Genomic DNA, 15,451 nt, shown 5'->3' on the forward strand with positions numbered 1-15,451 from the left:
GCCTTGAAGCCGGTGCGCCTGGGGGATCTGTCGGTGGGCTTCGTGCACACCCTGGCCGACGCCATCCACAGCCACGGCCAGGACCCGCAACCCCTGCTGCTGCAATACGGCCTCGACCCGGCGCGCCTGGCTGAAGCCGGCGCACGCTTGTCGATCCCGCGCTACATGCGCCTGGGCCACGCGGCCATCCAACTGACCGGCAACCCCGGCCTGGGCCTGCGCATGGGCCAGCTCAGCCGCTTGAGCCAAGCCGGCCTTGCCGGTGTCACTGCCGCCCAAGCGCCCACGGTGCGCGAAGCCGCGCGCACGCTCACACGCTTTGAAGCGCTGTATGGTTCCAACTATCGCGGCCAATCGAGCTTTCATGAAGACGCCGAAGGCGCGTGGCTGCGGTTTTATTCCATCAGCCCCTATAACGCCTATAACCGCTTTGTGGTGGACTCGATCATCGCCGGCTGGCTGCAACAACTGTCGGGCCTCGCGCAACAACCGGTGCAGGCCCAGCGGATTGAAATCGAATTCGACGCGCCGGACTACCACGACCACTACAGGGTACTGGGAGAGGGGGTGGTGCACTTCGGTGCCGAGGTCAATCAACTGCGCCTCAGCCAACCGACCCTGGCGCTGCGCAACCCACAGCATTGCCCAAGCACCTGGCACCTGTTGCTGCAGCTGTGTGAAAGGGAGTTAGAGCAGCTGACTCGCACCCGCAGCCTGCGCGAGCGCATTACCCGGTTGCTCGGGCCGATGCTCAATGGCGGGCGGGAACCCGACCTGGAAGAAGTGGCGGCACGCTTGAAGCTGCCAACCTGGACGCTACGGCGCAAACTGGCCGAGGAAGGCACGCAGTTTCGCGCGATCCTCAATGACACCCGTCGCGACCTGGCCATGACCTACATTCGCGATACGGAACTGGCGTTCGGCGAGATCGCCTACTTGCTCGGTTTTGCTTCGGCCCAAGCCTTCCAAAGGGCCTTCAGACGCTGGAACAACCAGACCCCAGGGGAATTTCGCCGCAGTCAGCGGCATTCCGCCTGAAGTCAGCGTTACAGCTCGGTGGCATCGTCGACCGGATCCAGCGGGTCCAATTCGAATGCCTGGTACTCCAGCAGCTCTTCCTGGTAATCGTCCATGGTGGACTCCTTTTCGTGTTGAAAGCGGTTGCAGATTAATGACCTGCGAACCCAGCCTAAAGTGCCGTCATGACGAAAAAATGTCGACGTCGTGACATTCCTGCTCTTCAGGATTAAACGTAGCAGCGATCACTGGATTTAACTTAACCCAACCTCGGTCAACATGTGGGAGCGGGCTTGCCTGCGATAGCCATAGGTATCTACGCAACTTTGTGGGCTGGAGCAACAGACGGTAACCACGATGCGAAGCGAGCCGCTCTTGATCTTGCTCTGCTTTTGATCTTAGGCGCCCCGTTAAACCACGCTGGCCGGAATTCGACAGGGATTTGGGGGGTAAACCGGCAGGGATGCCGGTTTAGCCGCCCCGCGCCATGGATGGCGCGTGGCGGCGGCCCCCCAAATCACTGGCGGATTACGGGCACACCGAGCCTAGGCGAGGTGCCGAGTGGTGGGGCAAGAGCGTTTTGCTTACTTTTGCGCTTTTCAAAAGTGAGCCGCCGTCAGGGCGGAACCCTAAGTAGCCGTTACCGCAGGAATGGATATGTACACGGTCCAACTGTGTTGACTGTCAGGCCGCCTTCGCAGGCAAGCCAGCTCCCACATTTGGACTGCGGCGCGTCAGGTAGAGAAGCGTCGGCTGACAGGCCGCCATCGCAGCATAGGTATCTACACAACTTCGGTACGACGCTGACCTTGTGGCGAGGGAGCTTGCTCCCGTGGCGGCCTGTCAGCGACGCTTCTCTACCTGACACCCTTCCCACATTCGAGCATTGCGTTATTGCGCAGGCATCGGCAGCGGTGGAATCGCTTCCGTCGGCGCCGGCAAGGCAGGATCAGTCGGCGCCGGTGCAACGGGAGCAGGCTCTGTCACCGGTGCAATCGGTGCAGCCTCAGGTGGCGGCGCGAGCGGCTCTGCAGCAGCGGGCGCTACAGGCACGTCCTTCGGCGCTTCGACCTTCTCGGGTGCCGGAGCGGCCTTGGGCTCGGGAACACCCAGGTCGGCCTTGGGCTGCTCGGGAATATGCTCGGCCTGCTTTACTTCCTGCGGCAGGAACACATCCACCAACGCGAAGTATCGCTCGTAGAACTTGGGTGCCGAGACGGTCTCGCTGGCCACTTTCACCATCGAGTCGTCGGTGGAGCCAATCGGCATCGACACCGAGCCCAGCACGCCCACACCGAGGCTTGCGGAGTTGTTGACCTTCTTCAGCGCATAGCGGTCCTGCAAGGCGTTGGCAAACATCGTCGAGTGATTGCTGCCCTTGCCATCAGCGGCGCACACCACATTGAAACTGATCTGCAGGTGGGTCTCGCCGGTCTGCTGGAAGCTCTTGTTGCCGGCCACCAACTTCGGATCGCTGCTGGTGATGATGTAGCCCTGGCTCAGCAAGGCGCGGCGCGCAGCTTCACAGGCGGCCACATCGCTGACCGGGTAATCGCGGGAAAACGTACCGGAGTCGTCGAAGTTCTCATGTTCGTAGATAGCGGTCTTGGGTGACGAGCAGCCCGCAGCGCCCGCCAGCACCAGCGCCACCCCGAGAGTGCGCAAGTGAAATGATGTCGACATTGAAAATCCTGAAGAAAACGGTCCGGACGGTATTGTGCAACAGAACGCGACATTGAAGCGCGATTCCTGTCGGTAAAACATCTCAGGCTTAGACAGCAGCGTCAGTAGGAAAAAGCCCGGCGCACATATGATCGATAAAGGCCCGCAGCTTGGCCGAAGCGTGGCGACTGGCCGGCCACAGCAACCAGAAACTGCCGCGATGTTCGAGGTGCTCGTCCAGCACCCGCCGCAAACGCCCATGCTGTATGGCCTGGTTGACCATGTAGTCGGGCAGGCACGCAATGCCAAGTCCTTCTTGCACCACATGATTGAGGGACTCGATGGTGCTGCTGACCAGCGGTGCACGCAGGTTCAGTTCTGCGGCCCCCGGCACGGAACGCAGCGGCCAGGGCTCCAGCTTGCCGGTGGCGCAGAATTTGTGCCGCAGGCAGGCGTGATGATTCAGGTCCTGGGGTCGATGGGGCGTGCCGTGCTGCTCGAAGTAGCCGGGCGTACCGACGAGGACCAACCGGTAGTGCCCTAGATGGCGCGCCATCAAGCGCGAATCTTCTGGCTTGCCGGTGCGAATCACCGCGTCGAAGCCCTCCTCGATCACATCCACCATGCGGTCGGAAAAATCCACATCCAATTCAATGTCCGGGTAGGCACGCATAAAGTCGCTGATCACCGGCATCAACAAACCGCGCACTTGGGGCACACTGATCCGCAGCTTGCCGCGAGGGCTCGCAGTGACCTCAGTCAACTCCTGTTCGGCCGCTTCCAGTTCCGCCAGGATGCGCCGCGAACGCTCCAGGAACAGCGCGCCCTCGCCGGTCAAGGTGATGCTGCGGGTGCTGCGGTGGAACAACCTGACGCCCAGGCGCTCCTCCATCCGCGCAATGCTTTTACCCACTGCCGACGAAGACACGCCCAAGACGCGGCCCGCAGCGGTGAAGCTCAGGGTTTGCGCGACCTGCACGAATACCGAGAGGCTGCCCAGATTGTCCATGGTGATGCCTTTACCGATTACGGACATCAACGTCCGATAAGTTCGGAACCTTAGCCTGTTTTTCCGCGACTTGCAGCCCCCTACCCTGGCTCCTTGCCCTTTCAAGGAGAGCCCCCATGAACGACAGTCCCCTATTGGTCGACACAGCCCCCCACGCTGAGCCCCTGCCGCTGGCCGGTTTACTGGCGTTGGCCTGCGCCGGCTTTATCACCATTCTCACCGAGGCAATGCCCGCCGGCCTGTTACCGCAAATCGGTGCAGGGCTTGGGGTCTCCCAGGCCCTGGTCGGGCAACTGGTGACGCTCTATGCGCTGGGCTCATTGCTCGCCGCTATCCCGCTGACATTGCTGACCCGGGGTTGGCGCCGGCGGCCGTTGCTGTTGATTGCCATCGGCGGCTTTGCAGTGGTTAACAGTGTCACTGCGTTCTCCAGCCACTATGGCTTGACCTTGGCTGCACGATTTTTCGCCGGTGTGTTCGCGGGCTTGTTGTGGGCCTTGCTGGCGGGTTACGCCAGCCGCATGGTCGCGCCCCACCTGCAGGGCCGGGCGATTGCCGTGGCCATGCTGGGCGCGCCGCTGGCCTTGTCCCTTGGCGTGCCCGCCGGCACCCTGCTGGGTACGCTTGTCGGCTGGCGCGCCAGTTTTGCCATCATGACCGGCCTGACCCTGTTACTGCTGGTATGGGCGCGCTGGCAACTGCCGGATTTTGCCGGTGAACCGCCAAGCAAACGTCTCGGCTTGCGTCAGGTACTGGCGTTGCCAGGCATCCGGCCGGTGCTCTGGGTGACCTTTACCTACGTGCTGGCCCATAACATTCTCTATACCTACATCGCCCCTTTGCTAGTGCCCGCCGGCATCGACGGCGAGATCGATCGCGTGTTGCTGGTGTTCGGCTTGATGGCCCTGTTGAGCATCTGGCTGGTAGGCGTCTGGATTGATCGACACCTGAGGCTGCTGACCTTGATCAGTTGCGCGATGTTCGCCGTTGCGGCCGTGCTGCTCGGGTTGTGGTTCAACTGCGTAGTCGTCATTTACGTCAGCGTGGGTTTGTGGGGGCTCGCCTTCGGTGGCCTGCCCGCGCTCTTGCAAACCGCGCTGGCCAAATCGGCTGGCAATTCGGCCGATGCCGCCCAATCGATGCTGGTCACGGTATGGAACCTGGGCATCGCCGGAGGTGGATTGGCGGGCGGGCTCTTGCTCGAACGTTGGGGCGCCGTGGTATTTCCATGGGCCGTTCTAGGATTGATCGTGTTGGCGCTGGGCGCAATCCGGGCCAAAGGGTTGCCCGCACGATGACAAGTTTGTTTACAACTTATTCCTCACCTTTCTATCATCGTCCCTGGGTGCGTTGCTGCATAAAGTACGGCGCAGGTTAAAAGCCAAGCATTGGTCGGGCCGCCAATGGAGAGTTGTCGTGCCTGATAAACACCCCGCCATCCCACGCCCTCAGCGTTTGACTGAGGGCGCGCTGTCCGCCCTCGAGCGCTTTTCACACATCGAAGCCGTCAGCGGTATCGTGCTGCTGCTGGCCGCCATCGTTGCGCTGGTGTGGGCCAACAGCCCCGCCGCCGCGACCTACGAGCATTTCTGGAACACGCCCATCACCCTCGGGCTGGGCGACTACAGCGTGTCGCGCTCCCTGCATTTTCTAGTGAATGACGGGCTGATGACCATTTTCTTCCTGGTGGTCGGTGCCGAAATCCGTCAGGAAATCAAAGACGGCGCCCTCGCCAACCTGAAGCTGGCCACGCTGCCATTAGGCGCAGCCCTGGGCGGCGTGCTGATGCCGGCGCTCATCTACACCCTGCTCAACCACGGCACTGCCGCCGCGAGTGGCTGGGCGGTGCCTACCGCGACCGACATCGCCTTTGCCGTCGGCGTGCTCGCACTGTTGGGCAAGTCGATTCCCAGTGGCGTGCGTATCCTGCTGCTGGCCCTGGCGATCATCGATGACATCGTGGCGATCCTGATCATCGCGATCTTCTTCACCGCCAGCCTCGACTACATGGGCTTGGTAATAGCCGCAGGCGGGCTGGCTCTGGTGCTGGTGTTCCAACGCATGGGCATCAGCAAGGCGGCGATCTACCTGCTGCCGGGCGCTATTGTGTGGTTTGGCCTGCTCAAGACCGGCGTGCACCCGACGCTCGCCGGGGTGATCCTTGGCTTGATGACCCCCGTCAATTCCAAGCCCACCAGAGAACGCCCGCTGGAGACCATCGAGCGCACCTTCAACGAACTGATGGACCGGTTCTCGCAGCCAGCCGAAGGGGCCCAGCAAGTCGCCGCGCCCCTCAAGCAATTGCGCGAAGCCCAGCGGGAAATATTGCCGCCGGTGCAGCGCGTTCAATCAGCGCTGCACCCGTGGGTAGCCTTCGGCGTGATGCCGCTGTTTGCCTTGGCCAACGCCGGCGTGAGCCTGGACGGCTTCAATCTGGATGACCCGCTGGCCCACGGTGTGTTCATGGGCGTCATCTTCGCCCTGGTGCTCGGCAAGCCTATGGGCGTGATGTTGGCGAGCCTGGCGCTGGTCAAGCTGAACATCTGCAAGCTGCCGGACGGAGTGACCTGGACGGGTGTCGGCCTGGTCGGCCTATTGGCGGGGATCGGTTTTACCATGTCGATCTTTATCTCGTCCCTGGCATTTTCCGACCCGGCCCTGCTGTCGGCTGCGAAGCTGAGCGTATTGGCCGCTTCAACCCTGGCGGCAGTGATCGGGTTGACGTGGGGCAAGCTCAAGTTTGCAGCCAAGAGCGCCTAAAGCGCATTCAGCACTCACTTTATCAAGGGCAAAAAAAGACCCCGGCCTTTTCAGGTCGGGGTCTTTTTATTCAGGCCGGCATCAGTACTTCTTGATGTCTGCCTGGGTTTCCAGCTGCTTGCGGTAGGCCGCGAAGTCCTGCTGGCCAATACGAGAAGCGAGGAAGCGGCGGTATTGCGCCTTTTCTTCGTCCGTAGGGGCCGCCGCTTCGTTCACGCCGTTCAAGCGCACGATCATCAGGCTGCCATCGCGCAGGGTCACGGTGGTGAAGGTCGGCTTGTCCTTGGCCGCAGGCTTAGGCATGCGGAACAAGGCTTGCAGCACGGCCGGGTCGATAGACTCCTGACCACGGGTAGCCGCCTCAGTCACCTTCCAGGCCTGACCGTCGACCGGCTGGTCCAGCGCGGTCTTGCCATCACGCAGGCTGGCGATCAACTCGTCGGCACGGGCTTTGGCAGCAGCGCTCGCGCGCTCCTTGGTCATCTGGGTGCGAATGGCCGCAGCGACGTTCTCCAGCGGCAACTGGGCCGGCTTGAGATGCTCTTTGGCACGCAGCACGATGATGGTTTCCGGGTCCAGCTCGATAGCGCTACTGTTGGCACCTTCATCCAGCACTTCCGGGCTGAAGGCTGCAGTGACCACGGCACGGTTGGCCGCAACACCTTCGCCACCTTCACGGCCAAACGGCGCGGAGGTGTGAACGGTCAGCTTCAGGTCAGACGCCGGCTGGGCCAGGTCAGAGGCTTCGAATGCCGCATCTTCCAATTGCTTGGTCGCTTCGACAAAACGCTGCTCAACCTGCTGAGCCTTGAGTTCGCGGGTCAGCTTGTCTTTCAGGCTGGCGAACGATGGCACCTCAGGCGCTTCAACGCCCAGCAACTTGATCAAGTGCCAACCGAACGTGGTGCGCACTGGCACCGACACCTGGTCTTGCTTCAAGCCGTACAGCGCGGTTTCGAAGTCCGGGTCATAAACGCCAGGGCCGGCAAAACCAAGGTCGCCGCCATTGTTGGCCGAACCCGGATCCTGGGAGAACTCCTTGGCCAGGGCTTCGAACTTCTCACCCTTGGCCAGGCGCGCCTGGATGTCTTCGATCTTGGCCTTGGCTTGCGCCTCGGTGACCTTGTCGTTGACTTCAATCAGGATGTGCGCGGCACGACGCTGTTCAGCGAGGTTGGCGGTTTCCTTCTCGTAGGCAGCCTGCAGCTCATCGTCCTTGACAGTAACCTGGTCGAAGAAGGACGACTTCTTCAATTCCAGATAGTCGATGACCACCTGGTCCGGGGTCATGAACTCTTTGGCGTACTGGTCGTAGTAGGCCTTGACCTCGTCGTCGGTGAGTTTCACCGCCGCTGGGTCAGCCTTGATGTTGACGGTGGCGAAGTCGCGGGTCTGTTTTTCCAGACGGGCAAATGCCAGCACCTCGGCGTCGGTCACAAAACCACTGCCGGCGATGCCTGCGCGAACCTGGCCGATCAGCATTTCCTGGGTCAGCATCTGACGGAATTGCATGCGGCTATAGCCCAGCTGACGGATCACCTGGTCAAAGCGTTCGGCGTTGAACTTGCCGTCCACCTGGAATTCCGGCGTCTGCAGGATCACCTGGTCCAGCGCAGCTTCGGAGAAGCCGAACTTGGAATCGGCAGCACCTTGCAGCAGCAGCTTACGGTCGATCAGGCCCTTGAGGGCAGCATCGCGCAGCAGTTTTTCGTCCAGCAGGGAAGCATCGAAATCCTTGCCCAACTGTTGCATCAGCTGGCGCCGTTGCATGTCGACAGCCTGGCTCAGCTCGGTCTGGGTGATTTCTTCACCGTTGACCTTGGCCACGTCCTGCTTGTTATTACCCGAAGCCTGGAAAATGGCTTCGATACCGGTGAACGCCATCAATGCGACGATGATCCCGATAATAGTCTTGGCAATCCAGCCTTGTGAATTGTCCCTGATATTTTGCAGCATGCGTCCCCCAGAAACGGTTGAACTTCAAAAATTAGGCAACCGTGGAGCGTGGGTAGAGTCCGGATAGAAGAAAGGCGCATCCGAGGATGCGCCTTCTCGTAACTGGCGGAGCGGACGGGGGTTCGAATCTGCACCCCCGGCGTGGCGACCCGATACGTGGGTCAGCTACCGCTCCGCTGCCAGGCCAGACCTGCGTCCGACCCGGGTAAGCAAAGGCTTGAACGAAGCTTAGTTAACGGCTTCTTTCAGGGCTTTACCGGCTTTGAAACCTGGTTTCTTGGCAGCAGCGATTTGCAGTGCTTTGCCGGTCTGTGGGTTACGGCCAGTGCGAGCTGGGCGGTCAGTCACAGAGAAAGTACCGAAGCCTACCAGTACCACGGAGTCGCCGGCCTTCAGAGCGCCAGTGACGGATTCGATTACTGCGTCCAGCGCACGGCCAGCAGCAGCTTTCGGGATATCAGCGGATGCAGCGATAGCATCAATCAGTTCCGACTTGTTCACTCTAAGTCCCCTTATATATCTATTGAGTATGATTCTAAGTTTTTTGGTAAAAAGCAAAACCAGTGCTGAATGGCCTACAGACACTTAAGAGCCGCTTTATAACAAGGGCTCTAAAAAGCTGTCAAGGAAGCCCCCAGGCTCCAACACATTAATGCGTGCTAATTCTTTCCTTGGAATCGGACTCGCGTTTTTCGTCCTTCGCGACAATCTCCGGGGCCACATCCGGCAAGGGCTCCGGCGCGTATTGCAGCGCAATTTGCAGGACCTCGTCAATCCATTTAACCGGTTTAATCTGAAGATCCTGCTTGATGTTGTCAGGAATTTCCTTCAAGTCGCGAACATTCTCTTCAGGAATGATCACGGTCTTGATTCCACCCCGGTGGGCGGCGAGCAATTTCTCTTTCAGGCCACCGATAGCGAGTACCTGGCCACGCAGGGTGATTTCCCCGGTCATGGCCACATCGGCGCGCACGGGAATGCCGGTCAAGGCCGACACCAGGGCCGTGCACATGCCTACGCCAGCGCTAGGGCCGTCTTTGGGAGTCGCCCCTTCCGGCATGTGGATATGGGTGTCGTGCTTCTCGTGGAAGTCCAGCGGGATGCCCAGGCTGCGGGCGCGGCTGCGTACCACGGTCTGCGCGGCGGTAATGGATTCGACCATCACGTCACCCAGGGAGCCGGTCTTGATCAATTGACCTTTGCCCGGAATCACCGCAGCTTCGATGGTGAGCAATTCGCCACCCACCTGGGTCCACGCCAAACCAGTCACCTGGCCGACCTGATCCTGCTGCTCGGCCAAACCGTAGCGGAATTTCTTCACGCCCAGGAAGTGCTCCAGGGAGTCGGCAACCACTTTCACCGAGAAGCGTTTTTCCAGCGCGTGCTCCTTCACAGCCTTGCGGCAGATCTTCGCGATCTGGCGCTCAAGGCCCCGCACACCGGCCTCGCGAGTGTAGTAACGCACGATGTCGCGGATCGCCTCGACCTCGAATTCGATCTCGCCCTTCTTCAGGCCGTTGGCCGAAATCTGCTTGGGCGCCAGGTACTTGACCGCGATGTTGATCTTCTCGTCTTCGGTGTAGCCCGGCAGACGAATCACCTCCATCCGGTCCAGCAAGGCTGGCGGAATGTTCATGGAGTTGGAGGTGCACAGGAACATTACGTCAGACAAGTCGTAGTCGACTTCCAGGTAATGGTCGTTGAAATTGTGATTCTGCTCGGGATCGAGCACTTCAAGCAGCGCCGAGGCAGGATCGCCACGCATGTCGCTGCCCATTTTGTCGATTTCATCGAGCAGGAACAGCGGGTTGCGCACACCCACTTTTGTCATCTTTTGAATCAATCTTCCCGGCATCGAACCGATGTAGGTACGGCGATGACCGCGAATTTCCGCTTCGTCACGCACGCCACCCAAGGCCATGCGCACGAATTTGCGGTTGGTGGCGCTGGCGATCGATTCCGCCAGGGACGTTTTACCCACACCCGGAGGCCCGACCAGGCACAACACCGGGCCACGAATTTTCTTCACGCGCTTTTGCACGGCGAGGTACTCAAGGATGCGTTCCTTGACCTCTTCCAGGCCGTAATGGTCGGCGTCGAGGATCTCTTCAGCACGGGCCAGGTCCAGGCGCACCTTGGTCTGGGCCTTCCACGGCACTTGCACCAACCAGTCGATGTACGAGCGCACCACGGTGGCTTCGGCCGACATCGGCGACATCTGCTTGAGCTTGTTCAGCTCGGCGGTGGCCTTGGTCAGAGCGTCTTTGGGCAGGCCAGCGGCATCGATACGCTTTTTCAGCTCTTCGATTTCGTTGTGGCCTTCCTCGCCGTCGCCGAGCTCCTTCTGAATGGCCTTCATCTGCTCATTCAGATAGTACTCGCGCTGGCTACGCTCCATCTGCTTCTTCACGCGGCCACGGATGCGCTTCTCAACCTGCAACAGGTCGATTTCGCCATCCAGCATCGCCAATACGTGTTCGACACGGGCCGACAGGTCGATGATTTCGAGGATGTCTTGCTTCTGCTCGATCTTCAGCGCCATGTGTGCGGCCATGGTGTCGACCAGGCGGCTTGGCTCATCAATGCTGTTGAGCGAAGACAGGACTTCGGCCGGGACTTTCTTGCCCAACTGCACATACTGCTCGAACTGCGACAGCAGGCTGCGCACGAACACCTCGGACTCACGTTCCGGGGCTTCGACTTCTTCGATCAGCGCCACTTCCGCGCGCAGGTGGCCGTCCACCTCCATAAAGCGCTCTACGGCACCGCGCTGCTCGCCTTCGACCAGCACCTTGACGGTGCCATCGGGCAACTTGAGCAATTGCAGGACAGTGGCAATGGTGCCGACGCGATACAGGGCATCTTCACCCGGATCATCATCAGCAGGATTCTTCTGGGCCAACAGCAGGATTTGCTTGTCGCCCGTCATCGCGGCCTCGAGGGCTTCGATAGACTTCTCGCGCCCCACGAACAGCGGGATAACCATGTGCGGATAGACGACGACATCACGCAACGGCAGGAGAGGCAATTCGATGGTTGTCTTCATGATTTCGCCTCTATGACAGTTCAAAAATAAGCTTGAAACCAAGATGGGGGTTGCATGCAAAAAAAACAAGCTCAATGCCAGCAGTTAAACGCATGAATACACGCGAATTTACCCACCGCCTCGAAAAAACGCCCCAAAAAACAAGGGGCCTCTAGAGGCCCCTTGCTTGTACCGCAACTGCTGAACGCTTACGCGTCGGGTGCAGCCTTGGCAGCCGGCTCACTGTTTTCGTAGATATACAGTGGCTTGGACTTGCCTTCGATCACGCTTTCATCGATCACCACTTTACTCACCTCAGACTGCGAGGGGATTTCGTACATGGTGTCGAGCAACACGCCTTCGAGGATAGAGCGCAGGCCACGTGCACCGGTCTTGCGCTCCAGTGCCCGCTTGGCCACCGATTTCAGCGCGTCGGTACGGAACTCGAGGTCTACACCTTCCATCTCGAACAATTTGCCGTATTGCTTGGTCAGCGCGTTTTTCGGCTCGGTGAGGATCTGAATCAGAGCCGCCTCATCCAACTCGTCCAACGTGGCCAGGACCGGCAGACGGCCAACGAATTCCGGGATCAGACCGAACTTGACCAGATCGTCAGGCTCGACTTCACGCAGGGACTCGCCCACCTTCTTGCCTTCTTCCTTGCTACGCACTTCCGCACTGAAACCAATGCCGCCACGGGTGGAACGTTGCTGAATCACCTTCTCAAGACCCGAGAACGCACCGCCACAAATGAACAGGATGTTGCGTGTATCAACCTGAAGGAATTCCTGCTGCGGGTGCTTGCGACCGCCTTGCGGCGGTACGGATGCAACCGTGCCTTCGATCAGTTTCAACAGGGCCTGCTGCACGCCTTCACCGGAAACGTCCCGGGTGATCGACGGGTTGTCCGACTTGCGCGAGATCTTGTCGATCTCGTCGATGTAGACAATACCCATCTGGGCTTTCTCTACGTCGTAGTCGCACTTCTGCAGCAGTTTCTGAATGATGTTCTCGACATCTTCACCCACGTAGCCAGCCTCGGTGAGGGTGGTGGCGTCGGCGATGGTGAACGGAACGTTCAGCAGGCGAGCGAGGGTTTCTGCAAGCAGGGTTTTACCCGAGCCTGTAGGACCGATCAGCAAGATGTTGCTCTTGCCCAGTTCAACCTCGTCACCTTTCTTGTCACGCTGGTTCAAGCGCTTGTAGTGGTTGTACACCGCTACGGCCAGAACCTTCTTTGCACGCTCTTGACCAATGACGTATTGGTCAAGGATGCCGCTGATTTCTTTAGGCGAAGGTAATTTATGCGCACTGCTCTCGGCCTGGGCTTCCTGCACCTCCTCACGGATGATGTCATTGCACAGGTCGACGCATTCGTCGCAGATAAACACCGAGGGGCCGGCAATCAATTTGCGTACTTCATGCTGGCTTTTGCCACAGAAGGAGCAATAGAGCAGCTTGCCGTTGTCCTCGCCGTTGCGGGTGTCAGTCATTCGTTCGATCCAAATCCGATAGGCTTGCAACACAAGATGAAGGCTTATGCGGGCTTTTTCAAGCCCGCCAGTGGTCGGACATGCCGACCAGCCCTATTTTGAGCGGCTTATATTATGCGGGGCGCTTGTCGATCACTGCGTCGATCAACCCGTATTCCTTGGCGGCTTCAGCGCTCATGAAATTGTCACGGTTGGTATCGCGCTCGATTTCTTCCAGGGTGCGCCCGCTGTGCTTGGCCATCAGCGTGTTGAGACGCTCACGAATGAAGAGGATTTCCTTGGCGTGGATTTCGATGTCCGACGCCTGGCCCTGGAAGCCGCCCAGTGGTTGGTGAATCATCACGCGCGAGTTCGGCAGGCAGAAACGCTTGCCTTCGGCACCCGCGGTCAGCAGGAAGGCGCCCATGCTGCACGCCTGGCCAATACAAGTGGTCGACACGTTTGGCTTGATGAACTGCATGGTGTCGTAGATCGACATGCCCGCAGTCACCGAACCACCCGGCGAGTTGATGTAGAGATGGATGTCCTTGTCCGGGTTTTCCGCTTCAAGGAACAGCAGCTGCGCACAGATCAGGTTCGCCATGTAGTCCTCTACCGGGCCAACCAGAAAGATCACTCGCTCCTTGAGCAGGCGCGAGTAGATGTCGTAGGCGCGTTCGCCACGAGCGGACTGCTCGACAACCATCGGGACCAGGCCGCCTGCGGCCTGGATATCAGAGTTCTGCTGAATATAGGAATTACGGAACATGCTCTGCAGTTACTCCCAAATAGTCATGTCTTGAAAACGCATAAGCCAGCGCGAGGCTGGCTTATGGTTGAATTTCCAACGAGTTGGACAATCAGTCGGCTTGTGCTGCTTCCGCCGGTTTGACTGCTTCTTCGTAAGAGACCGCTTTATCGGTCACCTTAGCCTTCTGCAGAACAGTATCCACAACTTGTTCTTCCAGCACAACCGAACGTACTTCGTTCATCTGCTGCTCATTCTTGTAGTACCAAGCCACGACCTGCTCAGGCTCCTGGTAGGCCGAAGCCATTTCCTGGATCATTTCGCGAACACGGTCTTCGTCTGGCTTGAGGTCGAACTGCTTGACCACTTCAGCCACGATCAGGCCCAGCACAACGCGGCGCTTGGCTTGCTCTTCGAACAGCTCGGCCGGCAGTTGGTCAGGCTTGATGTTGCCACCAAACTGCTGAACCGCTTGAACACGCAGGCGATCCACTTCGTTGGACAGCAGGGCCTTAGGCACTTCGATCGGATTGGCGGCCAGCAGACCGTCCATGACCTGGTTCTTGACCTTGGACTTGATGGCCTGGCGCAGCTCACGCTCCATGTTCTTGCGAACTTCGGTGCGGAAGCCTTCGATGCCGGTTTCCTTAATGCCGAACTGAGCGAAGAACTCTTCGTTCAGCTCTGGCAGCTTAGGCTCGGAAACGCTGTTGACGGTAACGGTGAACTCGGCGGCTTTGCCAGCCAGGTCCAGGTTCTGGTAGTCAGCAGGGAACGTCAGGTTCAGAACGCGCTCTTCGCCGGCTTTGGCGCCAACCAGGCCGTCTTCGAAACCAGGGATCATGCGGTTGGAACCCAGCACCAGCTGAGTGCCCTTGGCGGAGCCGCCAGCAAAGACTTCGCCGTCAACCTTGCCAACGAAATCGATGTTCAGTTGATCTTCGTTCTGGGCGGCACGGTCGGCCACTTCGAAACGGGTGTTCTGCTTGCGCAGGATTTCCAGCATGTTGTCCAGGTCCGAATCAGCCACTTCGGCGCTCAGACGCTCGATTTCGATACCGTCGAAACCGGCCACTTCAAATTCCGGGAACACTTCGAATACGGCAACGTATTCCAGGTCCTTGCCCGCTTCCAGGGACTTGGGCTCGATCGAAGGCGAGCCAGCCGGGTTCAGCTTTTGCTCGACAACGGCTTCGTAGAAAGAAGCCTGGATCACGTCACCTACAGCTTCCTGGCGCGCATCGGCACCAAAACGACGCTTGATTTCGCTCATCGGCACTTTGCCTGGACGGAAACCAGCGATCTTGGCCTTCTGGGCAGTCTGCTGCAGACGCTTGTTGACCGCAGTCTCGATACGCTCTGCCGGCACGGTGATGCTCAGGCGGCGCTCGAGAGCAGTAGTATTTTCAACAGAAACTTGCATGGATATTCCTCGTTGCACAGACATTAGCCGGCCATTTCCGACCCCAATCAAGGGCATGCATTCTAGTGGGTCAAACTCAAGAAGTCACCCTACTGAAAACACAGCGGAAAACAGCCGGCAATTTATCGGTACGAAAGCACTGAAGTACCTCGCCCCGGTGACAAATACAGCCAAATTGCGCCAGGGCTCTGCGCCGCTCCTCTCTATATATAGAAGGAACAACCATTCATCTCCCTGACGGCCCGCCCTGCGAACAAAACAGGCAAGCAACGCAGCATCATCGAGATACACAAATACGACGACACGCCCTGCCAGGGCAGCCCAGCACCTGCGACCACCCAATCTCAAACCGCCAAAACCAAAAAAGGCGCCAGACTGT

11 protein-coding genes are annotated in these 15,451 nt (G+C 59.2%); 3 read left to right on the forward strand and 8 right to left on the reverse strand.

The window, feature by feature from the left end:
- Nucleotides 1-3: 3 nt before the first annotated feature.
- Complete coding sequence (locus tag HU731_RS04870; RefSeq protein WP_186608647.1) at nt 4-1,038, forward strand: AraC family transcriptional regulator; 1,035 nt, start codon at nt 4-6, stop codon at nt 1,036-1,038.
- Nucleotides 1,039-1,908: 870 nt separating this feature from the next.
- On the opposite strand, the gene HU731_RS04875 is transcribed toward HU731_RS04870, so the two are convergent.
- A complete protein-coding gene (locus HU731_RS04875; protein WP_186608646.1) occupies nt 1,909-2,700 on the reverse strand; it encodes a DUF2242 domain-containing protein in 792 nt (263 codons plus the stop codon).
- Between the two features lie 88 nt (nt 2,701-2,788).
- Nucleotides 2,789-3,688 carry a LysR family transcriptional regulator gene (locus HU731_RS04880; RefSeq protein WP_186608675.1) on the reverse strand — a complete coding sequence of 300 codons (900 nt, stop codon included), beginning with the start codon at nt 3,686-3,688 and terminating at the stop codon, nt 2,789-2,791.
- Nucleotides 3,689-3,804: 116 nt separating this feature from the next.
- Here HU731_RS04880 and HU731_RS04885 point away from each other — a divergent pair, with 116 nt between their 5' ends.
- Both HU731_RS04885 and nhaA read left to right on the forward strand, forming a co-directional pair.
- On the forward strand, nt 3,805-4,986 hold the full coding sequence (locus HU731_RS04885) for an MFS transporter (protein WP_186608645.1): 1,182 nt from the start codon (nt 3,805-3,807) through the stop codon (nt 4,984-4,986).
- A 118-nt stretch (nt 4,987-5,104) separates the two neighbouring features.
- Entirely contained in the window at nt 5,105-6,448 is a 1,344-nt protein-coding gene (gene nhaA, locus HU731_RS04890) for a Na+/H+ antiporter NhaA (protein ID WP_186608644.1), read from the forward strand.
- Nucleotides 6,449-6,529: 81 nt separating this feature from the next.
- Here nhaA and HU731_RS04895 read toward each other — a convergent pair whose 3' ends face one another.
- The 6 genes from HU731_RS04895 to tig form a co-directional block, all read right to left on the reverse strand.
- On the reverse strand, nt 6,530-8,404 hold the full coding sequence (locus HU731_RS04895; RefSeq protein WP_186608643.1) for a SurA N-terminal domain-containing protein: 1,875 nt from the start codon (nt 8,402-8,404) through the stop codon (nt 6,530-6,532).
- 228 nt (nt 8,405-8,632) lie between these two features.
- On the reverse strand, nt 8,633-8,905 hold the full coding sequence (locus HU731_RS04900; RefSeq protein WP_003174819.1) for an HU family DNA-binding protein: 273 nt from the start codon (nt 8,903-8,905) through the stop codon (nt 8,633-8,635).
- A gap of 148 nt (nt 8,906-9,053) precedes the next feature.
- On the reverse strand, nt 9,054-11,450 hold the full coding sequence (lon, locus tag HU731_RS04905; RefSeq protein WP_003192252.1) for an endopeptidase La: 2,397 nt from the start codon (nt 11,448-11,450) through the stop codon (nt 9,054-9,056).
- Nucleotides 11,451-11,638: 188 nt separating this feature from the next.
- Complete coding sequence (gene clpX / locus HU731_RS04910) at nt 11,639-12,922, reverse strand: ATP-dependent Clp protease ATP-binding subunit ClpX (RefSeq protein WP_003192254.1); 1,284 nt, start codon at nt 12,920-12,922, stop codon at nt 11,639-11,641.
- Nucleotides 12,923-13,034: 112 nt separating this feature from the next.
- Complete coding sequence (gene clpP, locus HU731_RS04915) at nt 13,035-13,670, reverse strand: ATP-dependent Clp endopeptidase proteolytic subunit ClpP (protein WP_003192255.1); 636 nt, start codon at nt 13,668-13,670, stop codon at nt 13,035-13,037.
- Nucleotides 13,671-13,761: 91 nt separating this feature from the next.
- The gene (gene tig, locus HU731_RS04920) at nt 13,762-15,072 is read right to left on the reverse strand and encodes a trigger factor (protein WP_014718988.1); all 1,311 of its coding nucleotides are present in this window, start codon (nt 15,070-15,072) and stop codon (nt 13,762-13,764) included.
- Between the last annotated feature and the right edge of the window lie 379 nt (nt 15,073-15,451).

The sequence above is a fragment of the Pseudomonas salmasensis genome (assembly GCF_014268375.2).
Lineage (GTDB): Bacteria > Pseudomonadota > Gammaproteobacteria > Pseudomonadales > Pseudomonadaceae > Aquipseudomonas > Aquipseudomonas salmasensis.